27 protein-coding genes are annotated in these 25,721 nt (G+C 69.0%); 18 read left to right on the plus strand and 9 right to left on the minus strand.

The window, feature by feature from the left end:
- Positions 1 to 19: 19 nt before the first annotated feature.
- Positions 20 to 148 carry an Rv1535 domain-containing protein gene (locus OHB12_RS36570; RefSeq protein ID WP_442800167.1) on the minus strand — a complete coding sequence of 43 codons (129 nt, stop codon included), beginning with the start codon at positions 146 to 148 and terminating at the stop codon, positions 20 to 22.
- A gap of 63 nt (positions 149 to 211) precedes the next feature.
- On the opposite strand from OHB12_RS36570, the gene OHB12_RS35110 reads away from it, so the two are divergent.
- Both OHB12_RS35110 and OHB12_RS35115 read left to right on the plus strand, forming a co-directional pair.
- Positions 212 to 478, plus strand: coding sequence for a hypothetical protein (locus tag OHB12_RS35110; RefSeq protein WP_327114657.1), 267 nt, complete (start codon positions 212 to 214; stop codon positions 476 to 478).
- A gap of 151 nt (positions 479 to 629) precedes the next feature.
- Positions 630 to 809 carry a hypothetical protein gene (locus OHB12_RS35115; protein ID WP_327114659.1) on the plus strand — a complete coding sequence of 60 codons (180 nt, stop codon included), beginning with the start codon at positions 630 to 632 and terminating at the stop codon, positions 807 to 809.
- 94 nt (positions 810 to 903) lie between these two features.
- Here OHB12_RS35115 and OHB12_RS35120 read toward each other — a convergent pair whose 3' ends face one another.
- Positions 904 to 1,662 carry an NUDIX hydrolase gene (locus OHB12_RS35120; RefSeq protein WP_327114661.1) on the minus strand — a complete coding sequence of 253 codons (759 nt, stop codon included), beginning with the start codon at positions 1,660 to 1,662 and terminating at the stop codon, positions 904 to 906.
- 47 nt (positions 1,663 to 1,709) lie between these two features.
- On the opposite strand from OHB12_RS35120, the gene nadA reads away from it, so the two are divergent.
- From nadA to nadC, 3 genes are all read left to right on the plus strand, one after another.
- Positions 1,710 to 2,783 (plus strand): quinolinate synthase NadA, encoded by a 1,074-nt coding sequence (gene nadA / locus OHB12_RS35125; RefSeq protein ID WP_442799914.1) that lies wholly within the window; start codon positions 1,710 to 1,712, stop codon positions 2,781 to 2,783.
- Between the two features lie 16 nt (positions 2,784 to 2,799).
- The gene (locus tag OHB12_RS35130) at positions 2,800 to 4,371 is read left to right on the plus strand and encodes an L-aspartate oxidase (RefSeq protein WP_327121761.1); all 1,572 of its coding nucleotides are present in this window, start codon (positions 2,800 to 2,802) and stop codon (positions 4,369 to 4,371) included.
- Between the two features lie 70 nt (positions 4,372 to 4,441).
- Positions 4,442 to 5,302, plus strand: coding sequence for a carboxylating nicotinate-nucleotide diphosphorylase (gene nadC / locus OHB12_RS35135; RefSeq protein WP_327114665.1), 861 nt, complete (start codon positions 4,442 to 4,444; stop codon positions 5,300 to 5,302).
- A 194-nt stretch (positions 5,303 to 5,496) separates the two neighbouring features.
- Here the strand turns inward: nadC and OHB12_RS35140 are convergent, their stop codons facing one another.
- From OHB12_RS35140 to OHB12_RS35150, 3 genes are read right to left on the minus strand one after another with little or no spacing between them, the layout of a single operon-like run.
- Positions 5,497 to 6,771: an ABC transporter substrate-binding protein gene (locus OHB12_RS35140; protein WP_327114667.1), complete on the minus strand. Its 1,275-nt coding sequence runs from the start codon at positions 6,769 to 6,771 to the stop codon at positions 5,497 to 5,499.
- Positions 6,768 to 7,589 (minus strand): carbohydrate ABC transporter permease, encoded by an 822-nt coding sequence (locus tag OHB12_RS35145; protein ID WP_327114669.1) that lies wholly within the window; start codon positions 7,587 to 7,589, stop codon positions 6,768 to 6,770. The genes OHB12_RS35140 and OHB12_RS35145 overlap by 4 nt, the downstream gene beginning before the upstream one ends.
- Positions 7,579 to 8,442, minus strand: a complete 864-nt coding sequence (locus OHB12_RS35150; protein WP_327114671.1) for a carbohydrate ABC transporter permease — start codon at positions 8,440 to 8,442, stop codon at positions 7,579 to 7,581. Before OHB12_RS35150 ends, OHB12_RS35145 begins: the two co-directional genes overlap by 11 nt.
- Before the next feature lie 481 nt (positions 8,443 to 8,923).
- On the opposite strand from OHB12_RS35150, the gene OHB12_RS35155 reads away from it, so the two are divergent.
- Entirely contained in the window at positions 8,924 to 10,645 is a 1,722-nt protein-coding gene (locus OHB12_RS35155) for a hypothetical protein (RefSeq protein ID WP_327114673.1), read from the plus strand.
- A 126-nt stretch (positions 10,646 to 10,771) separates the two neighbouring features.
- Positions 10,772 to 11,551, plus strand: a complete 780-nt coding sequence (locus tag OHB12_RS35160; RefSeq protein WP_327114675.1) for an RNA ligase family protein — start codon at positions 10,772 to 10,774, stop codon at positions 11,549 to 11,551.
- 176 nt (positions 11,552 to 11,727) lie between these two features.
- Here OHB12_RS35160 and OHB12_RS35165 read toward each other — a convergent pair whose 3' ends face one another.
- Positions 11,728 to 12,906, minus strand: coding sequence for a winged helix DNA-binding domain-containing protein (locus tag OHB12_RS35165; RefSeq protein ID WP_327114677.1), 1,179 nt, complete (start codon positions 12,904 to 12,906; stop codon positions 11,728 to 11,730).
- 83 nt (positions 12,907 to 12,989) lie between these two features.
- Here OHB12_RS35165 and OHB12_RS35170 point away from each other — a divergent pair, with 83 nt between their 5' ends.
- The 3 genes from OHB12_RS35170 (at position 12,990) to OHB12_RS35180 (ending at position 16,772) form a co-directional block, all read left to right on the plus strand.
- On the plus strand, positions 12,990 to 13,991 hold the full coding sequence (locus OHB12_RS35170) for an alpha/beta hydrolase family protein (RefSeq protein ID WP_327114680.1): 1,002 nt from the start codon (positions 12,990 to 12,992) through the stop codon (positions 13,989 to 13,991).
- Between the two features lie 74 nt (positions 13,992 to 14,065).
- Positions 14,066 to 14,935, plus strand: coding sequence for an arylamine N-acetyltransferase family protein (locus tag OHB12_RS35175; protein ID WP_327114682.1), 870 nt, complete (start codon positions 14,066 to 14,068; stop codon positions 14,933 to 14,935).
- An 85-nt stretch (positions 14,936 to 15,020) separates the two neighbouring features.
- Entirely contained in the window at positions 15,021 to 16,772 is a 1,752-nt protein-coding gene (locus OHB12_RS35180; protein ID WP_327114684.1) for a penicillin-binding transpeptidase domain-containing protein, read from the plus strand.
- Positions 16,773 to 16,862: 90 nt separating this feature from the next.
- Here OHB12_RS35180 and OHB12_RS35185 read toward each other — a convergent pair whose 3' ends face one another.
- On the minus strand, positions 16,863 to 17,042 hold the full coding sequence (locus OHB12_RS35185; protein ID WP_327121810.1) for a hypothetical protein: 180 nt from the start codon (positions 17,040 to 17,042) through the stop codon (positions 16,863 to 16,865).
- Between OHB12_RS35185 and OHB12_RS35190 the strand changes: the two genes are divergently transcribed.
- From OHB12_RS35190 to hisH, 5 genes are all read left to right on the plus strand, one after another.
- On the plus strand, positions 16,962 to 18,482 hold the full coding sequence (locus tag OHB12_RS35190; RefSeq protein ID WP_327121763.1) for a serine/threonine-protein kinase: 1,521 nt from the start codon (positions 16,962 to 16,964) through the stop codon (positions 18,480 to 18,482). The two genes, OHB12_RS35185 and OHB12_RS35190, sit on opposite strands and share 81 nt — an antisense overlap.
- Positions 18,483 to 18,804: 322 nt before the next feature.
- Positions 18,805 to 20,142: a histidinol dehydrogenase gene (gene hisD / locus OHB12_RS35195; RefSeq protein WP_327114686.1), complete on the plus strand. Its 1,338-nt coding sequence runs from the start codon at positions 18,805 to 18,807 to the stop codon at positions 20,140 to 20,142.
- Positions 20,139 to 21,272, plus strand: a complete 1,134-nt coding sequence (locus OHB12_RS35200) for a histidinol-phosphate transaminase (RefSeq protein ID WP_327114688.1) — start codon at positions 20,139 to 20,141, stop codon at positions 21,270 to 21,272. Before hisD ends, OHB12_RS35200 begins: the two co-directional genes overlap by 4 nt.
- Before the next feature lie 45 nt (positions 21,273 to 21,317).
- Positions 21,318 to 21,932 (plus strand): imidazoleglycerol-phosphate dehydratase HisB, encoded by a 615-nt coding sequence (hisB, locus tag OHB12_RS35205; RefSeq protein WP_327114690.1) that lies wholly within the window; start codon positions 21,318 to 21,320, stop codon positions 21,930 to 21,932.
- 147 nt (positions 21,933 to 22,079) lie between these two features.
- Positions 22,080 to 22,715: an imidazole glycerol phosphate synthase subunit HisH gene (gene hisH / locus OHB12_RS35210; RefSeq protein ID WP_327114692.1), complete on the plus strand. Its 636-nt coding sequence runs from the start codon at positions 22,080 to 22,082 to the stop codon at positions 22,713 to 22,715.
- A gap of 38 nt (positions 22,716 to 22,753) precedes the next feature.
- Here hisH and OHB12_RS35215 read toward each other — a convergent pair whose 3' ends face one another.
- Positions 22,754 to 23,215: a hypothetical protein gene (locus OHB12_RS35215; RefSeq protein WP_327114694.1), complete on the minus strand. Its 462-nt coding sequence runs from the start codon at positions 23,213 to 23,215 to the stop codon at positions 22,754 to 22,756.
- Positions 23,216 to 23,389: 174 nt separating this feature from the next.
- Positions 23,390 to 23,914 carry a nuclear transport factor 2 family protein gene (locus OHB12_RS35220; protein WP_327114695.1) on the minus strand — a complete coding sequence of 175 codons (525 nt, stop codon included), beginning with the start codon at positions 23,912 to 23,914 and terminating at the stop codon, positions 23,390 to 23,392.
- Between the two features lie 80 nt (positions 23,915 to 23,994).
- On the opposite strand from OHB12_RS35220, the gene OHB12_RS35225 reads away from it, so the two are divergent.
- Genes OHB12_RS35225 through OHB12_RS35235 form a run of 3 tightly spaced genes read left to right on the plus strand, consistent with a single transcriptional unit; the run spans position 23,995 to position 25,718 of the window.
- Positions 23,995 to 24,165, plus strand: a complete 171-nt coding sequence (locus OHB12_RS35225; protein ID WP_327114697.1) for a hypothetical protein — start codon at positions 23,995 to 23,997, stop codon at positions 24,163 to 24,165.
- A 9-nt stretch (positions 24,166 to 24,174) separates the two neighbouring features.
- Complete coding sequence (priA, locus tag OHB12_RS35230; protein ID WP_327114699.1) at positions 24,175 to 24,906, plus strand: bifunctional 1-(5-phosphoribosyl)-5-((5-phosphoribosylamino)methylideneamino)imidazole-4-carboxamide isomerase/phosphoribosylanthranilate isomerase PriA; 732 nt, start codon at positions 24,175 to 24,177, stop codon at positions 24,904 to 24,906.
- Positions 24,903 to 25,718, plus strand: a complete 816-nt coding sequence (locus tag OHB12_RS35235) for an inositol monophosphatase family protein (protein WP_327114701.1) — start codon at positions 24,903 to 24,905, stop codon at positions 25,716 to 25,718. Before priA ends, OHB12_RS35235 begins: the two co-directional genes overlap by 4 nt.
- Positions 25,719 to 25,721: the final 3 nt, after the last annotated feature.

A 25,721-nucleotide genomic window follows, 5' to 3' on the forward strand; every position in this document is an offset into this window, starting at 1 on the left:
GCGGTCGGCAACCGGATGATCAGCCGACGATCTCGATGACCCCCAGGCGCCACAGCACCGCGTACAACTCGCGCAACGGCACGGTCAGTACCTGCGTCAGCGCGCCCGTCAACGGATCCGAGCCGACGCCTACCCCAGTTGTCATCATGAAAGACACCGTGCGGACGTCAGACGTCGAACTCTCGAACACACCATGACCGGGAGGCAACAAATGGCCGAAGAATTGCCTACCACGCACCGAAACGCCGTCGATCGGGTGCTGGCTGCGCAGGGTTTCGCGGTGGACCTGCCGGTGGTCGGCCGGGTCCGTCTCCCTCGGCCCGAGCAGTTGGCGTACTACGGTGCGCTCGGTGCGCTGGCCGCGGCGGAGATCATCGAATGGCCCGTCGCGCTGGTCCTCGCGAGCGGTCATTGGTTGGTGGAGAATCAGCACAATCGCGTCGCCCACGAGATCGGCGAAGCCCTCGAACACACTTAGCTGAACGGCGGCTGTCCAGGCCTGCGACGCCAGGCCTGCGGTCCGCCACGTGGAGGCCGTCACTCGGCTGCGGAAAACACATGGTGGCGGGGGGATTTCGCCGGTACCGTGATCCGGCGGATCAGTGGAGAACGCGTCGAAGGGAGGTCCAGTGGTGAACCGCGTACCGCAGGCGGCGGATGTGCCCTCTGCGACGGTCGGTGAGCGGGCCGATCTGACCGGGTGGCGACGCCGGGATGCGTTGCGGCGCAGCAATGCCGCGCGGCCGGTGCCGAGCAAACGGCAGTATCGGCGCGGGCGAAAGCACCGCAAAGCAGCGACCGACTGCTGAGCGGGAAGGCCGGCTCAGGTGGGCGCCGGGAATTCGTCCGTCGCGCGCAGGCCGGAGTGGGTGAAGCGGTAGGCGGGGCGGGCACAAGGCCCGCTCAGGTGGGTGGGCGCAGCGCCGCGAACTCGTCCGTCACACGCAGGCCGGAGTCGGAGAAACGATAGACCGCGGCGGGGCGGCCGCCGGCGCGGCCCGGAGCGGTGGTGGCGCCGGTGGGGGTGATCACCTTTCGGCGGGAGAGAACTCGCTGGAGGTTTGTGGTGTCGACGTCGTATCCGAGTGCGGCGCAATAGATTTCACGCAAGGTCGACATAGTGAACCGGTCCGGCGCCAACGCGAAGGCGATATTGGTGTACGAGAGCTTCGCGGCCAGTCGGGTGCGGGCGTGGTCGACGACCGTCCAGTGGTCGAAGGACATGGCCGGCAGCGCCGAGACCGGATGCCACGCGGTGTCCGACGGCAGCTGCGGGTCGGCGGTCAGCGGCACGAGGCCGAGGTAGGCCGATGCGATGCGGCGGGGGCTCGGCACCCGGTCCGGGGCGCTGAACACCGAGAGCTGTTCGAGATGGGTCAGCTCGCGCACGTCGACCTTCTCGGCGAGCTGACGGCGCGCGGAGGTGTCGAGATCCTCGTCGTCGCGCAGTCGTCCGCCGGGTAGCGACCAGGTGTCCTTCTGTGGGTCGAGTGCGCGTTCCCACAGCAACACCGCCAGTTCGGTCCTCTGGTCGGGCGGGCATCGTCGCGGCATGCTTTCCGCGCGCCCGGCAGGGCGCGGACCTGCGGCGATATTTGCCGGGAAGCGGCGAACCTGGAACACCGCGGTGAGCGATTCGTGGATGGTGCTACTATGGGGCACGTTTTCGATTATAAGTCGAAAACCTGGTTTGGTGCGAATCGGTGGTCATGCCGACCGCACGAGGAAGGGAGCCATCCATGGCGACGACGGGTGTGAAACTTGCGCCCCCGCTGATGGGGCAGATATTCGACGGGCCCGCCGGGTTCACCGGAGTCGAGGCGACGCCGGAATGGGCGCAGGAGGTCAAGCGACTGGCCAGGGAGCGCAACGCGACCATTCTCGCGCACAACTATCAGCTGCCGGAGATCCAGGACGTGGCCGACCACGTCGGCGATTCGCTGGCGCTGTCGCGGATCGCCGCGGAGGCGCCCGAGGACACGATCGTGTTCTGCGGTGTGCACTTCATGGCCGAGACCGCCAAGATCCTGAGCCCGGCCAAGACGGTCCTCATCCCGGACCGTCGGGCGGGGTGCTCGCTCGCCGACTCCATCACCGCCGACGAGCTGCGCGCCTGGAAGGCCGAGCACCCGGACGCGGTGGTGGTCTCGTACGTGAACACCACGGCCGAGGTGAAGGCGCTCACCGACATCTGCTGCACCTCGTCCAACGCGGTCGACGTGGTCGCTTCGATCGACCTCGACCGCGAGGTGCTGTTCCTGCCGGACCAATTCCTCGGCGCGCACGTCAAGCGCGTCACCGGCCGGGAGAACATACACATCTGGGCGGGTGAATGCCACGTGCACGCGGGTATCAACGGCGACGAGCTGACCGAACAGGCGCGCACCCACCCGGGCGCGGAGTTGTTTGTGCATCCCGAATGCGGTTGCGCGACATCGGCGCTGTACCTCGCGGGCGAGGGCGCCTTCCCGGCCGATCGGGTGCACATCCTGTCCACCGGCGGCATGATCGACGCGGCCAAGGCGGCGAAGTCGAACCAGGTGCTGGTGGCCACCGAGGTCGGCATGCTGCACCAGCTGCGCAAGGCAGCCCCCGGCATCGACTTCCAAGCCGTGAACGACCGGGCCTCGTGCAAGTACATGAAGATGATCACCCCGGCGGCGCTGCTTCGCTGCCTGGTCGAGGGCCGCGACGAGGTTCACGTCGATCCGGAGACCGCCGCACTCGGCCGTAACTCGGTGCAGCGGATGATCGAGATCGGCAATTCGGGCGGTGGTGAATGAGCTCGGGCCCGGGCCGATGACCACCCGGGTTTCGATCGGCTGGGAGGCCGAGGCCGACCTGGTCGTGATCGGCGGCGGCGTCGCAGGCCTGACCGCGGCGCGGACCGCGTCACTGCGTGGCCTGCGGGTGCTCACGCTCAGCAAGGGCGGGCCCACCGACACGTCCACGCAGTACGCACAGGGTGGTATCGCCGTTGTCGCACCGCATGGCGATTCGGTGGAATCACACATGCACGACACCGTGGAGGCGGGCGCCGGGCTGTGTGACGCGGACGCTGTGCGCTCCATCGTCGAGGGCGGTCGAGCCGCGGTGACGGCGCTGACCGACTTGGGCGCGGTTTTCGACCTGGGCCGCGACGGCCAGATCTCGCGGACCCGCGAGGGCGGGCACAGCACGCGACGGATCATCCACGCCGGTGGCGACGCCACGGGCGCGGAGGTGCAACGGGCGCTGAACGAGGCAGGTCTGCCGGTGTTGTTCGGCAGCGCGGTCGCCGAGATCGTCACCGGGCCCGGCGGTGTGCAGGGTGTTGTCGCGGTGTCCGACCAGGGATTCGGCGTAGTTCACGCGCCTGCTGTGCTGCTGGCCACCGGTGGGCTCGGCCGACTCTACGCGCTGAGCACCAACCCGCCCGGTGCCACCGCCGACGGCATCGCGCTCGGATTGTGGGCCGGCGCGAGTGTGGCCGATCTCGAGTTCGTGCAGTTCCACCCGACCGTGCTGTACACGCCGGGCGGAACAGGGCGTCGACCGCTGATCAGCGAGGCGGTGCGCGGCGAAGGCGCGACGCTCGTCGACACCGAGGGCAACGCGGTGACCGCAGGCGTGCATCCGCGCGGCGATCTCGCGCCACGCGATGTGGTGTCCCGCGCCATCGCCGGGCGGATGCGAGCACTGGGCGCCGACCATGTCTATCTCGACGCGCGCGCGATCGACAGCTTCCCGCAACGGTTTCCGACGATCACCGCCTCGTGTCTGGCCGCGGGCATCGATCCGCGCACGGACCTGATCCCGGTCGCGCCGGCCGCGCACTACCAGTGCGGCGGCCTCGTGACCGACACCCACGGCCGCACCGGCGTACCCGGTCTGTACGCGGCAGGGGAGGTGGCGCGCACCGGCCTGCACGGTGCGAACCGGTTGGCTTCCAACAGCTTGCTCGAGGGCCTGGTGGTCGGCGAGCGCGCCGGGGCCGCCGCGGCCGAGCGGCTCGGTGAGCGGGCCACGGTGACCGAGGTCGGCGCCCGCGTGACCGAGTACGCCGACCGCGACTCGGTGCAGCAGTCGATGACCACGCACGCCTCGGTCGTCCGTGACGGCGCCGGTCTCGACGAAGCGCTCAAACGGCTGGACGACGTGGTGATCCGGCGCGAAACGCTCTCCGGCACCGCACATCCGATCGCCGGGATCGAGGACGCCGCACTCACTCTCGCGGCGCGAACCCTGCTGCTCGCCGCCGTCGCCCGCACCGAAAGCCGTGGCTGCCACACCCGATCGGACCATCCGGAACCCGTGCGTGCCCTGCGGTACAGCCTCCCGATGCGCCTGAACTCCGACGGTGCCCCCGAACACACCACACCAACCCCCTGACCACAGCCGTCGAGCGGGACTTCGCGGTGGCATGCCACCCATCCCGTTCGGCAAAGAGAGGAGTGCTTCGATGCCTCTGGATTCCGATTTGGATCGTGACGAGCTGCTGCGGATCATCCGTTCGGCACTGGACGAGGATCTGCGCTACGGCCCCGATGTCACCACGGCGGCCACCGTGCCCGCCGACGCGGTCGTGAAGGCGTCGGTGGTGTCGCGGCAATCGGGGACTGTGGCGGGGCTCGATGTCGGGCTGCTCGTGCTCGACGAGGTGCTCGGCGTGGGTGACTACGAGGTCACCGACCGTGTCGGAGACGGAACCAGGGTGACGCCGGGGCAGTCCGTGCTGACCGTGGTCGCGCCGACCCGCGGCCTGCTCACCGCAGAGCGCACCATGCTCAACCTCGTCTGCCATCTGTCCGGCATCGCGAGCGCGACGGCCGCCTGGGTCGACGAGGTCGCGGGCACCGGGTGCCGCATCCGCGACAGCCGCAAGACCCTGCCGGGACTACGCGCCCTGCAGAAGTACGCGGTCCGGGTCGGCGGCGGCGTCAACCACCGCATGGGCCTCGGTGATGCCGCGCTGATCAAGGACAACCACGTCGTCGCCGCGGGATCGGTGGTCGAGGCACTGCGCGCGGTCCGCGCCGTCGCTCCCGACATCGCCTGCGAGGTCGAGGTCGACAGCCTCGAACAACTCGACGCCGTGCTCGCCGAGAACGTGGAACTCGTCCTGCTGGACAACTTCCCGCTCTGGCAGACACAGGCAGCCGTGCAGCGCCGCAACGCCGCGGCGCCGACAACGAAACTGGAGTCCTCGGGCGGCCTGAGCCTTGACGTCGCCGCCGACTACGCCCGCACCGGCGTCGACTACCTCGCCGTCGGCGCACTCACCCACTCGGTGCGGGTGCTCGACCTCGGCTTGGACATGTAGGCGCATGCGCCGATTCGGCCGCCACCCTGTCCGTGCCGCGGCAGACGTCCGGACCGGCGGCTATTCCTGGCCGGCAGCGTGGCCCACGTCGTCCCGCGGTCGGGGCGAAGGGTTGATCGAGCGATAGCGGTCCAATCGGTGATCGGCCGAAGGCGGGTTGCCGGCATCGTGCAGTGCGTTTCGGCAGATCCTGCTCAGTGTCGGGCGACGGCGGCTTCGGCTGCGGCGCGGGCGCCGGACAGGGCCTCGGGCACCGGAATTCGCCCCGGATACATCTCGGCGAAGATCGGGTCGATGGCCCGCAGCGCGGCCGGAAATCCTGGGCCGCCGCCGGAAGAGATGCGCGGCCCGCGGAGCACGTCGAAGAACGGGGACACATCGACTCCCTTCCCGGCCCAATAGTCGCGGTAGCCCTGCTGCTCGGAGACGACCGCCGGAATGGTGGCGCCGTCGCGGGCCAGATAACGATTGCCCTCGCCGCTGCCCAGCCAGGCGAGCACCCGCCGCACCGCATCCGGGTGCCGAGTTGCGGCGTTTCCGGCGACGCCGACCGCATTATTCGTGCTCACCCGCCCTGCCGGCCCTTCCGGCAGCAGCACCACGCCCCACCCGAAACGAGCCTGCTGGGAGATCTGCGCGAGAGTGAACGTCCCGGACTGAAACAGCGCCAGCTTGCGCTGCAGGAAGGCGTTCTTGGCGAAATCGGGGTTGGTGTTGGTGTCGGCCGGCGAGGGCGCGAGCCGGTCGCTGATCAACCGCACCAGATATTCGAACGCCGCGATCCCCTGCGGGCTGTCGAAGACGAAGCGATCGCGGTCGTCCTGGAATTGTCCCCCGGCCGAGCCGAGATACGGCAGCTCGATGGACTGGAAGTCGTGGGCCGCGTTGTAGGCCCATGGCGCGACCGCGGCCAGTCGGCGCAGCAGCGGGCGGAACGTGTCGTCGTCACCCGGGCTCCACCGCACTGCCTTCAGTTCGGCGGGATCGATGTGTGCGGCTGCGAGCAGTTCGCGGTTGTAGTACACCGCCGTGCCGCCGTCGACGAATTGCGGTACAGCCCATAGGGTTCCGTTGCGGGTGTACTGCGCGACCGCCGACGGGTCCCAGGACTGTGCCGCGTCGGGACCGAGGGCGGACCCGACGTCGATCAACCGTCCGGCGTCGGCGTAGTCCTCGTACGAGTTGGTCCAGAACAGGTCGTCGGCGGTGCCACCGGCCACGTCCAGGCGCAGCTTCTGCTGATAGGACGACCACGGCACCACCGTGATTCGTACCTCGACGTCCGGATTCGCGCGCTGGAACCGCTCGAGCGAGGCACGGTAGACGGGCACGAAATTCTCGTCCCAGATCCGCAGCCCCACCACGGTGCGGCCGGACCCGTCATCGACGCGGCCGAGCCACAAGGCTGCCGCGACGAGCAGCGCCGCGGTGAGCGCGACGGCGAGCACCCCTCGGGTCGATGTCCTCATTTGCCCCCCGTCCACGCGATCGAGCGCAGCACCTGCCGCTGAAAGACCACGAACAGCACCACCAGCGGCGCGATGGCCAGAGTCGTCGCCGCCATCACCAGGGTCCACTGCGCGTTGTACTGCGTCTGCAGATTCGCCGTCGCCGCGGTCAGCACCTGCCACCTGCGGCCGCTACTCGCGACCAACGGCCACATGAAGTTGTTCCATTGCGAAACGATCGTGATGAGCGTCAGCGTCGCCAGCACCGGTCGGCTCATCGGCACCATCACGTGCACGATGATGTCGAGGGTGTTCGCGCCGTCGAGCCGCGCCGCGCCGATCAGCTCCTGCGGAATCGCACGAAAGTACTGGCGCAGCAGGAAGATCGCGTACGGCGAGCCGAACACATACGGCAGCACCAGCGCCCAGAAGGTGTTGAGCAACCCCAGTTTCGCGAACATCAGATACAGCGGGATCAGCGTCACCATGGGTGGCACCATCATGGTGCCGAGATAGCCCCAGAACAGGACATCTCGGCCCGGGAAGTCGGTGCGCGCGAACGCATAGGCCGCCAGCACCGACGTGGTCAGCTGACCGCCGGTGATGAACGCCGTCATCAGGGCGGTCACCAGCACCGCTCGCCCGAGCCCGTGGTCGAGCACGGTCCGGAAATTGTCCGTGGTCACCGGATGTGGCAGGGCCAGCGGCGATCCGGTGGCGAACTGGTCGGGCGTCTTGACCGCGGTCAGCGCGCTGAGCAACAACGGCGCCACGGTCAGCAATGCCCCGGCCAGCAGCACCGCGTAGGCCGCGGCCGAGCGCAGGCGATCAGAATTCATAGGTGGTTCGATTCCGGAAGTAGCGGTGCTGCACGACGGTGATCGCGAACACCAGCGCGAACACCACGATCGCCATCACCGCGGCCCGGCCCGGCCGCGCCGCGTCGAACGCCTCGGAAAACATCCGCATAGCAACCACATCCGTGCGATCGCCCGGTCCGCCTTTGGTCAACGCGTACACCATGTCGAAGGTCTGGAATGCGGTCAGCACGCCGGTGACGAGGACGAAGAACATGGTGGGCCGCAGCAGCGGCAGGATCAGCCAGCGGATCCGGTGCCAGCCGGTGGCGCCGTCCAGCGCGCCCGCGTCGAGGATTTCGCGCGGTATCGCCCGGATCCCGGCCACGAAGAACAACGCCACGTACCCGAAGTTCGCCCAGACGCTCACGGCGGACACCGCGGGCAGCGCCAGCGCCGGATCGGACAGCCATTCGACGCGGTGGCCGAGCACGGCGTCGATCGCGCCCCCGGTCGGCGCGAACATCCATTGCCACACCACACCCACCGCCACCGGCGCGCACATCCACGGCAGCGCGTACATCACCCGCAGGCCCGTCGCACCGCGCCGCCGCGCCAGCAGCGCCGCGACCGCGAATCCCAGCACGGTCTGCACCGGCACCACGATCGCTGTCAACGCCAGCGTCACCAGCAGGGCGTGGCCGAACGTCCGATCCTCCAGCACCGAGCGCCAGTTCCGCAGCCCCACGAACTCCATGGGCCCCAGCAAGTTCCAGCTGTGCACACTGAGCCAGGCCACGAGCAGAATCGGCAGTACCAGGAACCCTCCGACGCCGATCAGGCTCGGCAGTAACAACACATAGCTCGTCACGACACGAGCCCCACGCCGATTCATGTCCCGCTACGCTACCCGTCACCCGGAATCCGATGCCGCGGCGCACCTTCGTCGCAATATGCTCGACGCCGCCGTCCGATCTGGCGATGTCCAGATCGCCGCGCGGCACGCCGACCCGCGAACCATCATGCGCTACGACCGCGCCTGCACCCACCTCGAGCGTTATTCGAACTACATCCTCGCCGCCGACAGCGCGTGTCCCATGAACTGTGTTCCGGGTGCGTCGCCGAGCGGACCGCATCCCGATGTGGATCGTGCCGATTATCGAGGTTGTGCCGATCCCGGAGGCAAACGCCGTGGTTCGATTGTGGACACGTCCCATACCCGATCGGCGCTACGGTGGGATGTCATGGACACCGCCGCGGCCGCCCTACCGGGGCAAACGTGTATCCCGGCGCCGGCATCGTCGTCGGGGAAGCTCCGGCTTCCGCCGACGATACGGAATGCGCGGCCGGTGGTCCTCGCGGCCGGGTGTCTCATCATGCTGCAGCTGGCGATCCGATGGTGGGTCGCCGACAGCGGCTACTTCTATTGGGACGATCTCATCCTGGTCGGCCGGGCGGCCAGGTACCCGCTGTGGTCCACGGATCTGCTGCTGTACAACCATGACGGGCATTTCATGCCATTGGCATTCGCCACGGCGTGGGTGGTGACCGCGGTGGCGCCGCTGGCGTGGACCGGACCGGTGGTGTCGCTGCTGGTACTGCAGCTCGGGGCATCGGTGGCCATAGTGCGCATGCTGATCGTGCTGGTGGGTGCGCGGTGGACGATCTTGGTTCCGCTGGTCTTCTACCTGTTCTGCCCATTGACGCTTCCGGCGTTCGCGTGGTGGGCGGCTGCCCTGAACGCGCTGCCGTTGCAATTCGCCCTCGCCTGGGTGATCGGCGACGCGGTGCTGCTGGTCGGCAGTGGTCGGCATCGGTACGCCCTATCGGGGATCGCGGTGCTGGTGGTGGCGCTGCTGTTCTTCGAGAAGTCGGTGATCGTCCCGTTCGTCGCGTTCGCAGTTGCCGCACTCGCTCGATACGTCGACGGTCGCGGGGCAGCGATTCGGGTGGTGGCACGACGGGGTGCGGCGCTGTGGATCGGGTCCGGCTCGGTGCTCGCTTGCTGGTTGATCGGATATCTCACGGTGGTGGACGTTTCCACCGTGCACAGCAGTCCGGGAGAAGTGCGGAACTTGCTGCCCGGGGCGACATCGCTGGGCGCCGTGCCTACGGTGCTCGGCGGTCCATGGATGTGGGAACGGTGGCTACCGTCGACTCCGTGGGCGGTCGCGCCGAGTTGGGCAGTGGTGTCGGTCTGGGTTGTGCTGGGTGCTCTGGTGGCGCTGTCGGTGCGCTGCAGGCTCCGGGTGCTGCCGGTCTGGCTGACGGTGTCGGCCTATATTCTGGTGGCCCTGCTGCCGGTGGCGCTGGTCCGAAGTGGACCGAATACCGCGGCAGAGCTGACGCAGTCCCTACGCTACTTTGCCGACATCGGGGTGGTGCTGACCGCGGCGGGTGCGCTGCTGTTGCGTGCCCGTCCGCGGTCGCGGTGTGGTCGGACACACACGGTGCTTTCTGGCCCGGGCGCGGTGGTCGCGCTGATGGTGGTGTTCCTCGTGAGCAGCCTGGTGTCCACCTACACTTTCACGCGATCGTGGCGCGCCGGCCCGACCAGGACCTATATCACGAACGTGAAGTCGGCGCTGGCGGGTTGGGATGGCGCACCCCTGCTCGAGCAGGAAGTGCCGTGGAATGTCCTGAACCCGCTGGCGTATCCGCAGAATCTGACCAGTCGGGTGCTGGCACCCCTCGCAGCTCCAGGCACATTCGCCGACTCGACGCCACGCCTGCGGATGATCACCGACACCGGCGAGATCGTCGATGCGACGGTCTGGTGGAACCGAAGTATCCGCCCCGGACCAGAGCCTGACTGTGGCTATCGAATCCGCGGTGCCGAGCCGGTCCACCTACCCCTCGACGGCCCGATGCTCGAGCATGAATGGACGGCACAACTCAACTACCTCGCGAACCAGGATGGTCAGATCACCGTTGCCTTCGAACACGGCGCCACCGTCGCGGCTCCGGTCCGAAAAGGTCTGAATACGGTATTCGTCCGGATAGTTGGCGACGGGTCTGCGCTTCGGATCAGTTCCCGCACAACAGGACTCGACCTATGTGTCGGGGTCGGTCCCGTCGGCGTAGCGTCCTACGACTGACAGTGAAACAGCGTAGGGATCGCAGCCGCGGCGGTGCCTCGGCGGCAGTTCTGAGAGTCGCGAGATGTGTCCGGCCGCAGGAAAATCGGATGGACAAATGTCGGCGTCGGCGCGCACGATGCACCGGTGAGTTTTGATCTGCGTTCAGCCGACCTCGAGGCGATCAACAGTGCGACGAAGTATCCGTCCATCCCCACCTACCACCAGCTCGGTGATCGCGGGTCGCTGACCGATGCCGTCACCGAGTTCCAGGGCCCGGTCATCGGGACCGAGAAGGTCGACGGTACCAACGCGCGGGTGATCAGCCTGCCCGACGGCTCCTGGTTGTTGGGCAGCCGTGAGGAGCTGTTGTGTGCCAAGGGCGATCTGATCGGAAACCCGGCCCAGGGCATCGTGGCGGCGTTGCGGGAGTTCGCCAACACGCTGACGCCGGTCGACGGCGTCGTCCGGGTGTTCTATCTGGAGGTTTACGGCGGGAAGATCACGGCGGCAAGCAAGCAGTACACCGGCGACCGAGCCGTCGGCTACCGCCTGTTCGACATGATGGTGCTGCGAGACTACGAGGCGGTGTCGGCCATGCCGGTGCCGGAGATCTCGGCCTGGCGCGAGTCGGGTGGGCAACCGTTTCTCGCCGAGACTGAGCTGGCCGCGGCCGCAGTGCGCGGCGGTGTCGAGCTCACGCCCCGGTTGTTCACCCTGGACTGCGCCGACCTACCCCGGGAGATCGACACGACCCGGGAGTTCCTCGCCGCTCACCTTCCTGTGACCCGATCCGCGCTCGACGACGGCGCGGCAGGCCGCCCCGAGGGGATCGTCCTGCGTACCCTGGACCGGTCCGCCATCGCAAAGGCCCGGTTCGAGGACTACGACCGGACGCTGCGCCGACGACGCCCAGCCGCCGGATAAGGGTGTGCCGCACACCGATCCGGCTAGCGGTTCAGTGGGTTACGGGGACGAGGTCAGACGTCGCGCACCATCGTGCGCTGGTGAACCCGGGCGCCGCGGTGGCGCAGGTCCGGCACAACGGCTCCGGACCGTAGGCCGTGAAACCCATGCGGCTCTGTACGGAACCGTCCCCGTGTTCAGGCGGTCAGTTCGCGTTCCAGTGGTGTCCGGAACCGCGGAACGGCACGGATGTCGCCGAACCACGCGGTGGTCCGCTGCGCTTCCGCGGCGATCAGCGCCTCGGCGTCGGTCCCCACGTCTTCCAGCAGGCGGTAGACGATTTCGCCATCCTTGCGCTGCGCCCAACCACCGACGATCCGCCCGTCCCACCAGAGAGTGGGGCCGATATTGCCGTTGCGATCGAACAGGCTCGGCGCATGCGGTCCGAGAAACCAGCCCCGTGACTGCCAGCCCATCGGTGTCGGATCGAGGGCGGGCAGCAGCGCCGCCCAGGGTTCGGGCGCCGCGACGGGGTCCAGGTCGTCGGCGAGCAGCACGCCGGTGGTGCCGTCCAGATCGACCTCTACCAGGTCGAGAGTCCCGATGGCCGTGCGCACCTCGCCGAGAGTCCAGCCGGTCCACCACTTGATATCGGCCACCGGTGCGGGGCCGAACGCCCGCAACCAGCGGCGGACCAGCTCGACGCGGGCGTCCGCCACGGCGACCGCCGCGACGCCGTCGGGCAGCCACGATTCGACTGGTGCCCAGGTGTATTGGCTGCTGGCCCAGCTGCCGTTCGGCCTGCCTCGGACGATGCGGCCCTCGCAGCCCAGCGTCACCAGCACCCAGGTGGTGATGTTCGTCGGCTTCGAATAAGCCTTGTCTGGCGCGGTATTCACCTGCGTGCGCAGGCGCGGGACGTCTTTGCTCAGCTGCACGCCGGTCGCCGCACCCCTGGCCAGCAGTGCCTTGTGTGTCTCGGCCTCGACCTCGGCGAGCCAGCCCCTGGCGTCGCCGTCGCCGATGCCGGCCTGTTCCAGGTATTTGCCGTAGGTGCGACGCTGCTTGTGCGCCAACGCATCCGCGCACGATGCCTGCAGGATCGGAACGAGGTCCACTGGCGCCACGAACATGGTGCGGCGCATGGCCAGCATGCGCAGCAGTGTTCGGTCCTCGTAGAGCGCCCGCTCGACAGCTGCCGGTTCGAGGTCGCCGCCGCGGGCCGCGACCGAGAGAAATACGGTAGCCGGATCGGTCGCGTGCAGGGCCACCAGCGAGCGGGCGATCTCGGCGACCCGGTTGGACCGCTCCGTCGTCGCCAACCGGTGCCGTACCGCCAGCCGAGCGCGACGCTCGGCAGCATCAATCGAACGCATAGGCGAATCCTAGCGTTCGTCGTGGTGGCGCAGAGCCCGAAGCCCGCTGCGTGAGCGCCCGCGACCCATGACATCATTCGAGCATGAGGCGCGGATATCCGGTGCTGGCGGCGTGCTGGATGCTCGCGAGCCTGGTCGTGACGACAAGTGTTGCCGCACCGCCTGTTTCAGCGGAGCCGGAGTGCGCTGTCGGGGTGGCCGTGCGGCCGGTGACGCTCAACGTCGACGGTGAGGACGCGACCGGCCGGGTCTACGAGCCGTACCGGTGCGCGGAGGGCGACCTGACACCACAGGGGCTCGTGGTCGCCGTGCACGGACACGACGGGTCGTCCGCGGACTTCGCCGACTACCTCACCTCGATCTCCCGGCGGACCGGAACTCCGATCCTGTCCATGGACCTGCGCTCGGCCACCAGCGTCTGGCGCGCCGGAGAATGGAACCTCTGGGCGGGTTGGCACGACATCGTCGCCGCGACCCGGTGGTATAAGAACGCGCATCGTTCCATCGCGCGCACCGTGCTGTGGGGCTGGAGCCAGGGCGGTATCACCAGCGGGCTCGCGGCGGCGCACGGCCCGCGCGGACTGTTCGACTACTGGGTCGACAACTACGGTCCCGCGGACGATTTCACAATGTGGCTGGGCGCGGTGACGGTCGACCCCGCTCTGCCTGCGCAGATCGAAAGGGACGCGGGCGGGTGCACCCCTGCGGCCTGCCCGCAGGCCTACGCCGAACGTTCCCCGGTGCTGCTGGCGAACCGGATCGACGTGCGCCGCGCCTTCCTGGTCCACGGCACCGGCGACCGGGTGGTGCCGTATGCCACCACCTTGGAGATGCGTGCCGGGCTGCTCGCGGCGGGCAAGCCGACCTCGACATACACCATCGTCACCGGCCGCGGTCTGAACGGACAGGTGGTCCCCGGCAACCACAGCATCGGCCCGGCCTTCTTCGAGGGCGGCTGCGTCGTCGAGCGCCTGCTGGTCGGCACCGAACCGGTCGAGGATTCGGACCGCGACTACGTGGTGGACGTCGCAGGCGGCGTGCTGACCGCCCCACCTGCCCCGCCCGACGCCAAATGCGCCGCCTGAGCGGACGAGCGGGGAACACGAGCGCGTCGCGGCACGGTTGATCCAGGGGACACCGGCAACGAAGTGAGGACGCGATGAGCAAGCCGACAGACCCGGCATACCACTGGAACGGCGCCGACCTGGACTTGGACGCCTACCTGGAACGGATCGGGTTCGACGGCGAGTACGCGCCCACCGTCGCTACGCTGCGCGCGCTGGTGCGTGCGCACACCACCTCGATCCCGTTCGAGAACCTGGAGATCATTCTCGACCGGTCGATCGAGCTGGACTTGGCGGCCTTGCAGGACAAGATGGTCCGTCGCCGCCGCGGCGGCTACTGCTACGAGAACGTCGGGCTGTTCGCGGCGGCGCTGGAACGGCTCGGTTTCGGCGTCACCGGCCTCAGCGGCCGGGTGAGCATGGGCGCGGGCGCGGGGCTTCGTCCCGCTACGCATGCCCTGCTGCGCGTGACGACCGCCGAGGACGACCGGGTCTGGCTGTGCGACGTGGGGTTCGGTTCCGGCCCGCTCGAGCCATTCGAATTGTCCACGCGGACAGGAAAATTCGCGGCGGGTGCGTGGAAGTTCCGGTTGGAGCGCACGGTCGGCGAGCTGGTGTCGGACCTGTGGGTGCTGCACCAGTTCGGTAGGGAGGGCTGGATCGACCGCCACACCTTCACCTCGAACCCGCAATATCGCATCGACTACGCCGTCGGCAACCACTTCATGTCCACCTCGCCGCGTTCACCATTCACCATGCGGCCGTACGTGCAGCGCTTCCTCCCGGACGTGCACCACGTGCTGGACGGCACCGCCCTGACCACGGAGCGTCCGGACGGCACGAGCGATGTGCGTGAACTGGACCCGGCCGACCTCCCCGAAATCCTCACCGAAGTATTCGACATCGACCTCACCGAGGCCGATGCCGCCGCGCTGTGTTTGTTTGTGCAGCGCCTGAGGCGCTGAGCGTTCGGGCCCCTCGACGGCTCGGACGCGGTCCGGCGGCGCGACTTGCCCCGGCCTGTCGCGTCGGGCCGATAGTGTCGTCGGGGTGCGTACCCAACGGAAGTATCTCGTCCTGTTCGTCGCACCAGCACTCGTGCTCGCCGCCTGTTCGTCCGGACCCGAACAGCCCGACACCGTGGCCGGGCAGCTCGCCGACGCGCTGAACCGCGACGACGTCGCCGCGGCGGCCGCCCTCACCGACAATCCGGTCACCGCGGCCGACACGCTCGGCAAGCTCTACGACGGGCTCGGCAAGGACGTGCGTTTCGAGGTCCGCTCGGCCGACGAGAACAATTTCTCGCTGGCCGCGACCTGGAAGCTGAGCAAGGACGGCAAGTCCGAGTGGACCTACACCACCAACGGGACCGCGAGGGACACCGGAGAGGGGTGGAAGGTGAAGTGGGATCCCGCCACCATCGCCCCTGGGCTGGCCGCGGGGCCGTTGAGTTACAGCGTGGTCTCTCCGGCACCGGCCCGCATCCTCGACTCCGCCGGGGGCGAATTGATGACCGAGCAGGTCGTCACGCTGGTGAACGTCGCCCCCGGCACCGACCTTCCCGCGCTGGCGGATCTACTCGGTCCATTCGCCCCTGGCATCACGGCGCAGTCGCTGCAATCGGATCTGGCCGCGGCGCAAGGTAAGCCGATCACCGCGATCGCGCTGCGCGGCACCGACATCGCCCCGATCCAGGACCTGCTCGCCGCGGTGCCTGGCGTCACCCTCGCGCCGCAGGCCCGGGTGCTGACCAACGACAAGGCGCTTGCCGCCCCGACCATGTCCGGGCTCACCGAGCTGTGGCAGAAGTCTGCGGACGCGAATGCGGGTTGGGCGGTGCGGGCCCAGACTCCGCAGGGCACTCAGCGGGTCGCCGGTACCGATCCGACGCCGACCGCCGACATCGCGACCACCCTGGACATCGGCCTGCAGCGCGCGGCGGAGGCGGCGCTCGCGCCGATTACCCAGCCCGCCGCGATCGTCGCCCTGCGACCGTCCACCGGCGACGTGGTCGCGGTCGCGCAGAACGGCGCCGCCGACACCCAGGGGCCGATCGCGCTGACCGGCCTATACCCACCGGGTTCGACGTTCAAGACAGTCACTGTCTCCGCCGCGCTGCAGGCGGGCACAGTGACTCCCGACACAGTCCTGCCGTGTCCGGGCACCGCGAACATCGAGGGCCGTCGTATTCCCAACGACAATAATTTCGACCTGGGCGAGGTTCCGCTGCACACTGCGTTCGCCCGCTCATGCAACACCACGATGGGCGTGCTCGGGGTGCGACTTCCCGCCGACGCGCTGACGAAAGCCGCCGCACAGCTCGGGCTTGGGATCGACTTCGTCACACCGGGCCTCACCACCGTCACCGGGAAGGTGCCGCCCGCCGATACGTCCGCACTGCGGGTGGAATCCGCGATCGGTCAGGGGCAGGTGACAGCGTCTCCGTTCGGGATGGCGCTGGTCGCCGCGTCCATCGCGCACGGCGCGGTACCTGTGCCCGCGCTGGTCCAAGGACAGCGGGGAACCAAGGACCAGGCTCCGGCCGCGCTCCCGCAGGCCATCGCTGACCAGCTGAAATCCATGATGCGCGAGACGATCACCGACGGCACCGCGACGCGGCTGCGCGACATTCCCGGTCTGCTCGGCAAGACCGGCACCGCGGAGTACATCGAGGACACCCACGCGCACGGCTGGTTCGTCGGTATCGACGGTGACTTGGCGTTTGCCGTGTTCGTCAGCGACGCGGGCAGTTCGGGTCCCGCGGTAGACGCGGCGGGCCGGATGTTGCGGACGCCGCGTTAGTCCGTTCGGGGCGTTTTGGGCGGAGAACAAGCCCCGGCTGGCGCGTGCCGAAGTTCCGGCGCAGGCTACACTCGTCCCCGACCCGCGTGCTTAATCAATATGCGGGATGTCACGATTTCGAGAAGGTTCGGAGTAGGCGCCATCGATACCGGTCAGTTGATCGCGGAGCACTACCGCCTGGTCGAGCGGATTGGTAGCGGCGGCACAGGCGTAGTTTGGCGTGCCGTCGACGAACGCCTCCAGCGCTCCGTGGCCGTCAAGCAGATCCACATCCAACCAAGCCTGCCCGAGGCCGAGCGGGACGTGGTGCGCCAGCGCGCGATCCGGGAGGCACGCAACGCCGCCCGCTTCCAGCATCCGAACGCGATCGTCGTGTTCGATATCACCGAGCACGAGGGCGACCCCTGCCTGGTGATGGAGTACCTGAAGTCCAGTAGCCTCGCCGCGGTGATCGCCGCGCAGGGCACGCTGCCGCTGACCCAGGTCGCGCGGATCGGCGAACAGGTCGCCTCGGCGCTGATCGCCGCGCACCAGGCGGGTATCGTGCATCGCGACGTCAAGCCGGGCAATATCCTGCTCGACGACCACGGCACGGTGAAGATCACCGACTTCGGCATCTCCCGCGCGACCGGCGATGTCACGCTCACCGAAACCGGCCTGATCTGCGGCACTGCCGCCTATCTCGCGCCGGAGATGGCCCGCGGTGCCGATCCCACGCCCGCGTCGGACGTTTTCGCCTTGGGCGCCACGCTGTTCCACGCGCTGGAGGCCGAACCGCCCTACGGCGCGAGTGCCAATCCGCTCGCGGTGCTGTACGCGGCCGCCAACGGTCAGGTCAGCCAGCCGCGAAACGCGGGTCCCGCTACCGATTTCCTCCTCGACCTGCTCAGTCCCGAGCCCGCCGAACGTCCGACGATGCGCGCGGCGCGCGAGCAACTCGCCGCGTTGGCCGACTCCGGTCCCGCGCCGGTGGCCGCCGGATTCGTCCCGGCCAGTGAGGCTTTCGCGCGTCCGAGGGCGGGCGAGCCCGAATCGCGGACCCGCGCGCTGCGTCCATCGGCGATGCCGTCGGCGCCGTACACGCCGACCGAGCGCCATCAGCGTCCGCAACCCTCGCCGTCGCGTGCCGCCGCGCAGCTGGACACCGCGGCTCATCCGCGCACCATGGCTCATCCGCGTCCGAGCCCCTCGCAGCGTTCGGGCGGCAAACGGCGCGCGGTGCTGATCGGTGCGCTTGTCGGCGCAGTTGCCGCCGTCTCGGCACTGCTGATCAGCGCGTTCAGCGATTCCGGCTCCGATTCGCCGAGCGCGCAGGCGAGCTCGCTGTCGGTGAGTGCTACGCCGAATACCGGTAGGTCCTCGACCGTTCCGACCGAGCCGGGTCGGACAGCCAACTCTGGGGAGCGGGTCGATATCGGGGCGGCCGGTAGCCTGATAGAGCAGTTCTACAGCGACACGAGTGCTTCCTGGTCACTACTGACACCGGCCGCGCAGAAGGTGTACGGCAGTGAGCAGAGTTTCCGTCAGTACTGGGGCTCGCGGACCATCGACAACTTCGCCACCATCGAGGCGGCCAATAGGACGAACAACGCTGACGGGTCGGTCGACATGCGACTGGCCAGCCTCACCATCGAAGGCCAGACCAAGAGTTTGACGCTGCGGGTGGTCAGCTCTGCGGGACGTCTGCTCATCGATAGCGACACCCGCTAGCCGCCGGTCGTCTCGGCGCGTGGCTGTTCGGTCGGCCACCGCGGCTTCCGGCGCGTGCTCGCGGTGGAGGCCCACCCGCTCTGGTCGCCGTACTTCGCTGTCCTGTCGATCAGCGCCTTTCGATGCTGTCGTGTTCGTTGGGAGAGAGCGCCACCACACTTCGCGGCCCCCTGAGAAGCCCGCCGGCGCGGCCGACCTGGGAACACGGCTTCGAAGCAGGCCGACCGCGCCGACCACACCGATAACGGCTGGCGCCGGACCATTAGGCTGGTAGCTGCAACTTTCCTGTTGCGGATCTTCTGGAGACAAGGATCGAACCCACATGACAACCCGCATCGAGCTCGCCCGCGTCGATCTGCGCGGTCGCACTCCCTCCGTTGCCGAGCTGCGCGCCGCGCTGCCGCGCGGGGGAGTCGACGTGGACTCGGTGCTGCATCAGGTTCGGCCGATGGTCGAGGCGGTCCGGGATCGGGGAGTGTCGGCCGCGTTGGAGCTCGGCGAGCGCTTCGACGGCGTGATCCCGGCGACGGTGCGGGTGCCCGCCGCCGAGTTGGAAGCCGCGCTGGATCGGCTCGACCCGGCGGTACACGCGGCGCTGGAGGAATCCATCGCGAGGGCGCGCAAGGTGCACGCGGATCAGCGGCGCCGCGACAAGACCACCGAAGTGGTGCCGGGCGGCACCGTCACCGAACGCTGGGTGCCCGTCGAGCGGGTCGGTCTGTACGTGCCCGGCGGCAACGCCGTCTACCCGTCCAGCGTCGTGATGAACGTGGTGCCCGCGCAGACCGCGGGCGTCGGCTCGCTTGTGGTGGCCTCGCCGCCGCAAGCGCAGTTCGGCGGGCTGCCGCACCCCACCATCCTCGCCGCAGCGCGGCTGCTCGGCGTCGACGAGGTGTGGGCGGTCGGCGGAGCCCAAGGCGTCGCGCTGCTGTCCTACGGCGGTGTCGACACCAACGGCGCCGCGCTGGAGCCGGTCGACCTGATCACCGGGCCCGGCAACATCTTCGTCACCGCGGCCAAGCGGTTGTGCCGTGGCCTGGTCGGTATCGACGCCGAGGCGGGCCCCACCGAGATCGCGATCCTCGCTGACGCGACCGCCGATCCGGTGCACGTCGCCGCCGACCTGATCAGCCAGGCCGAGCACGACGTGCTGGCCGCCAGCGTGCTCGTCACCGACAGCGCGCGGCTGGCCGACGCGGTGGACGCGGCGCTGACCGCGCAGCTGGTCGTGGTCAAGCACGCGCACCGGGTGAGCGAGGCGTTGCGCGGCAAGCAGTCCGGCACCGTCCTCGTCGACGACATCGAGCAGGGCCTGCGCGTGGTGAACGCCTACGCCGCTGAGCACCTGGAGATCCAGACCGCCGACGCGCCCGCGGTGGCGGCCAGGGTCCGCAGTGCCGGAGCGGTGTTCGTCGGTGCGTACGCGCCGGTGAGCCTTGGCGACTATTGCGCGGGCTCCAACCACGTCCTGCCCACGGCCGGCTGCGCGCGGCACTCCTCGGGCCTGAGCGTGCAGACTTTCCTGCGCGGCATCCACGTGGTGGAGTACACCGAGGCCGCGCTGAAGGATGTCGCCGGCCACGTGGTGGCGCTGGCGAATGCCGAGGACCTGCCCGCGCACGGCCAGGCCGTGCAGGCGCGTTTCGAGGCGCTGTCGTGACCGGCTCGGTGCACGCGCCCGGTGCGACCGTGAGCCTGGACGATCTGCCGCTGCGGGAGAATCTGCGCGGGAAGAAGCCCTACGGCGCACCGCAATTGACGGTGCCCGTGCAGCTCAACACGAATGAGAACCCGCACCCGCCGAGCCGGGCGTTGATCGACGACGTCGCCGAATCGATCCGGGCCGCCGCCGCCGATCTGCACCGCTACCCCGATCGGGACGCGGTGGCCCTGCGCACCGACCTGGCCGAGTACCTGACCAGGCAGATCGGTGTCGCGGTGGACACCGGCAACGTCTGGGCGGCCAACGGCTCCAACGAGATCCTGCAGCAGCTGCTGCAGGCGTTCGGCGGACCGGGCCGCAGCGCACTGGGTTTCGTGCCCTCGTACTCGATGCACCCGATCATCGCCGAGGGTATCGACACCGAGTGGGTCGAGGCGAAGCGCAATGACGACTTCTCCCTCGACATCGACCGCGCGCTGGTCGACATCGCCGACCGCGCCCCCGACGTGGTGTTCGTGACCAGCCCGAACAACCCGACCGGGCACAGCATTCCGCAGGACGACCTGGCCCGTATCCTTTCGGCCGCCCCGGGCATGGTGGTGGTCGACGAGGCCTACGGCGAGTTCTCCGCGCAGCCCAGCGCCATCGGGCTGATCGATCAGTTCCCGGCCAAGCTCGTGGTGACCAGGACGATGAGCAAGGCCTTCGCGTTCGCCGGCGGGCGCCTCGGCTATCTGGTCGCCGCGCCCGCGGTAATCGACGCGATGCTGCTGGTGCGGCTGCCCTACCACCTGTCTGTGGTCACCCAGGCCGCCGCGCGCGCGGCGCTGCGGCATGCCGACGAAACCCTCGGAAGTGTCACCGAACTGGCCGCGCAGCGCGACCGGGTCGCGGGGGCATTGCGGGACATGGGATTCGACGTGATCCCCAGCGACGCCAACTTCTTGTTGTTCGGCCGCTTCACCGACGCGTCGCGCACCTGGCAGCGGTATCTGGACCACGGCGTGCTGATCCGCGACGTCGGCATTCCCGGCTACCTGAGGACCACCATCGGCCTCGCCGCCGAGAACGACGAACTGCTGAAGATCAGCGGCACGCTGGTCGGCACGGACCTCACGTCACGATGAACCAGCGCCGGGAGACCTTCGGCGACAACGCGATTGGAATTGAGTATGAGTAGGACCGCACGGGTGGAGCGGGTCACCAAGGAATCCAGCATCGTCGTCGAGCTGGATCTGGACGGCACCGGCAGGACCGAGATCGCCACCGGCGTCCCGTTCTACGACCACATGCTGACGGCGCTGGGCGCGCATGCCGCTTTCGATCTGACCGTGCGCGCCGAGGGCGACATCGAGATCGAGGCGCACCACACGGTGGAGGACACCGCGATCGTGTTCGGGCAGGCGCTGGGCAAAGCGCTGGGCGACAAGGCGGGTATCCGCCGGTTCGGTGACGCCTACATCCCGATGGACGAGACGCTGGCGCACGCCGCGGTCGACGTGTCCGGCCGTCCCTACTGTGTGCACACCGGTGAGCCGGAACACCTGCTGCACGCCGTGATTCCGGGGTCGGGCCCCGGAGCGCCGTATTCCACCGTGCTGAACCGGCACGTGTTCGAGTCGATCGCGCTGAACGCACGCATCGCCCTGCATGTGCGCGTGCTCTACGGCCGCGACCAGCACCATGTCACCGAGGCCGAGTTCAAGGCGGTGGCACGGGCATTGCGCGCCGCGGTGGAACTCGACCCGCGGGTCAGCGGTGTCCCGTCGACGAAGGGAACGCTGTGAGCGAGCGAACCATCGACGCAGCCACGATCGTGGTCATGTCGGAGCCGAGCACCAGCGAGGCGGAGGCATGAGTGAGCGAAGCGAGCGAAGCATCGACGCAGCCACGATCGTGGTCATGTCGGAGCCGAGCGCCAGCGAGGCGGAGGCATGACCACGAAATCGGTCGCGCTGCTCGACTACGGCTCCGGCAACCTGCACTCCGCCGAACGGGCGCTGGCCCGGGTGGGCGCGCGGGTCGAGGTGACCGCCGACCCGCAACTCGCGCTGGCCGCCGACGGTCTGGTCGTGCCCGGTGTCGGCGCCTTCGCCGCGTGCATGGCGGGGTTGCGGGAAGTGCGGGGCGAGCGCATGATCGGCCAGCGGCTGGCCGGTGGGCGCCCCGTCCTCGGTATCTGCGTCGGCATGCAGATCCTCTTCGAACGCGGGGTCGAGTTCGGCGTGGAAACCGACGGCTGCGCCGAATGGCCGGGCACCGTCGAACGGCTGTCCGCGCCGGTGTTGCCGCACATGGGCTGGAACACCGTCTCGGCCCCGACCGACAGTGTCCTGTTCGCGGGCCTGGATTCCGCCACGCGCTTCTACTTCGTGCACTCCTATGCCGCGCAGGCTTGGGATCTGCCGCCCAGCGAGCACTTCGCCGCGCCCAAGCTGACCTGGGCCGAGCACGGAGTGCCGTTCCTGGCCGCGGTGGAGAACGGCGCACTGTCGGCGACCCAGTTCCACCCGGAGAAGTCCGGCGACGCGGGCGCTCACCTGCTGGCGAACTGGGTGCGGTCGCTGTAGACGATCCCGCGCGCCTGGCGCGCGGGATCGCCACCGGCTCAGTTCGACTGGACCTTGCTGACCAGCCAGCGTCCGTCCACGTTGTCCACCGTGACGGTCATCGACACGCGGCCGGTCTGGGGCATACCGTCGGTTTCGTCGCTCGTCACCGTCCGCACCACGTCGACGGCCACCTCGGCTCGGTTGTCGTCGCCGGAGACGACGCGGCAGTCGGCCGAGTCGGCCTGTGCCCGCGCGTGCGCGGCCTCCGCGCCGGACTGGATGTTGGGGCGGAAGTTCTCGAACTCGGCGCGGAAGTCGCCGGTGCTCAGCTCACGCACTCTGCGGGCGTGGTCGCCGAACCGCGCGTAGTCGTATGTCGTTGCCGCTGTGCCGAATTCGCATCCGGCCAAGCGTGCCTCCTCGGGCGGCGCCGCGGCGGCGACGGGCGCGGCCGTGAGTGCGGCGGAGCAGGTGGCTGCCGAAAGTAGCAGTGTGGCAGCGATTGTCGTTCGTGACATTCAGTTCCTCAGTGCGAGGTGGAAGCGGCGACCGGGGGTGATCGCCGCGCGGAAACGATACCGGTCCGCGGCGATCTCGTGGCCGACCGCACCGGCCGTCCGCAGGGTTCTACCCGGCTTCGCAGCGGCTCGCCGCCCTGGCCTGCTACCGCGCGCGTGCTCGCCGCGCGCAGATCACGGACGGGTGCCGGTGGACCAGATCGGGGTGGTTTCCACCCGGGACAGCCGCCAGCCCTCCGCGGTGCGGACCGCGGCGAAGCGGTAGATCTCGCCGAGGGTGTACTGCGGCTGTGGAATCGTCCCGTTCGTCGCCGCCGGCGCGAAAGTAGCGATGAGGTTGGCCCGGATGTCCGCGGCGTCGCCGCGAAGATCGATGATCACGTTGCTGATGAAGTGCTGAATCCGCTTGTCGTCGGTGTGGTTCCGGCTCGCCTGGGCGATCAGTGCGTCGCGGCCGTCGGCCGTGCCGCCGGGGGTCTTCGCGGTGGCGTCGGAGGTGTAGATCGCGCGCAGGTCGTCGAAGCGGCCCTCGTCCAGTGTGCGTCCGAGCCGGTCGACCAGGGTGGTGATCTGGTGGCGGTCCAGCAGGTCGCGCAGCTCGTGGGCCGGGGTGTTCGCGGCGGCCGGGGTGGTGCAGGCGGCGGCGATGGCGGCCAGTGGGAGGGCCAGCAGGGGGAGGGTCCGGCGAATCTTGTTCATCGATGGTGCCTTTCGAACTGAAAGTTGGCTACTCCAATGTTGGTACCGCCAATGTATCAGATTGTGGGTGTCGCCAATAAATGGTGGGCGCCAAGGACGAGTCGCTGGCCGGGTTCTCCTCCGCGGACCGTCGCACGCTGGCCACGCTGCTCACCCGCATCCTGGACGCGCACGGCGGCAGGCCCCGGCGCCGGTGGTCGAGGTCCCATCAGCGCAGGCCCGGGGCTCGAACGCGGGCAGCCAACCACTAAGCTGCTCTCGTGAGTCTTGTGCTGCTACCCGCCGTCGATGTCGCCAATGGAGAGGCCGTGCGCCTCGTGCAGGGGGAAGCCGGTAGCGAAACCAGCTACGGCTCGCCTCGCGAGGCGGCGCTGGCGTGGCAGGAAGCCGGCGCGGACTGGGTGCATCTGGTCGATCTGGACGCGGCCTTCGGTCGCGGTTCGAATCGGGAACTACTCGCGGGCGTCGTCGGTGAACTCGACGTCAAGGTGGAACTGTCCGGTGGCATCCGCGACGACGAGACCCTGGAGGCGGCGCTGGCCACCGGCTGCGCCCGGGTGAACCTCGGCACCGCCGCATTGGAGGACCCGGTCTGGTGCGCCACGGCGATCGCACGCCACGGCGATCGGATCGCCGTCGGCTTGGATGTGCGCATCGTCGACGGCGAGCACCGGCTCCGCGGCCGCGGGTGGGTCAGTGACGGCGGCGACCTGTGGGAGGTGCTCGAGCGCCTCGAGCGCGACGGCTGCTCGCGCTACGTGGTAACCGATGTGACCAAGGACGGCACGCTCACCGGTCCCAACCTCGACCTGCTGCGCGAGGTCTGCGCGGCGACCGACGCGCCGGTGATCGCTTCCGGTGGTGTCTCCACCATCGAAGACCTGGTCGCGATCGCCGAGCTGGTGCCAGAAGGCGTCGAGGGCTCGATCGTCGGCAAGGCGCTCTACGCGGGCCGGTTCACCCTGCCCGAGGCGCTGGCCGCGGTGAGATGAGCCGCGAGCTGAGGTCCATGCTCGCCGTGGCGAGTGAGATCCTGGATTCGGTGAGCCCGCGGTTCGTCGAGGGTATCGGCGCGCCGAGCGCGGTCACCAAGGGCCGCAACGACTTCGCGACCGAGCTCGACCTGGAGCTGGAGCGCACCATCTCCGCCGAGCTGGAGCGGCGCACCGGAATCGAGGTGCACGGCGAGGAATTCGGCGGACCCCAGCTCACCTCGGGCGCCACCTGGGTGCTCGACCCGATCGACGGCACGTTCAACTACTCGTCGGGGCATCCGCTCTCCGGAATGCTGCTCGCGCTGGTGCGCGACGGCGAGCCGGTGCTCGGTCTGACCTGGCTGCCGCTGCTCGGCCGCCGCTACGCCGCCGTGGCCGGTGGCCCGGTGCTGCTGGACGGCCGTGCGCTGCCGCCGCTGCCACAAGGCAAGCTGGCCGAGGCGATGATCGGTTTCGGCGCCTTCAACGTGGATTCGCGCGGCCGCATCCCCGGCCAGTTCCGCTTCGATCTGCTCGGCCCGCTGAGCAGGTTGTCCTCCCGGGTTCGCATGCACGGCTCCACCGGTATCGATCTGGCGTTCACCGCCTCCGGCGTGCTCGGCGGCGCGATCGTCTTCGGGCACCATCCGTGGGACAACGCGGCAGGCGTCGCGTTGGTGCGCGCGGCGGGCGGCGTGGTCACCGACCTGGCAGGCGCGCCGTGGACGATCACGTCCGGCTCGGTGCTCGCGGCCGCGCCCGGCGTGCACGAAGAACTGCTCGAGATGATCTGCACGGTCGCCGACCCTGCGGCCACGGAGGAGGAGTGAGGC

The sequence above is a fragment of the Nocardia sp. NBC_01730 genome (assembly GCF_035920445.1).
Lineage (GTDB): Bacteria > Actinomycetota > Actinomycetes > Mycobacteriales > Mycobacteriaceae > Nocardia.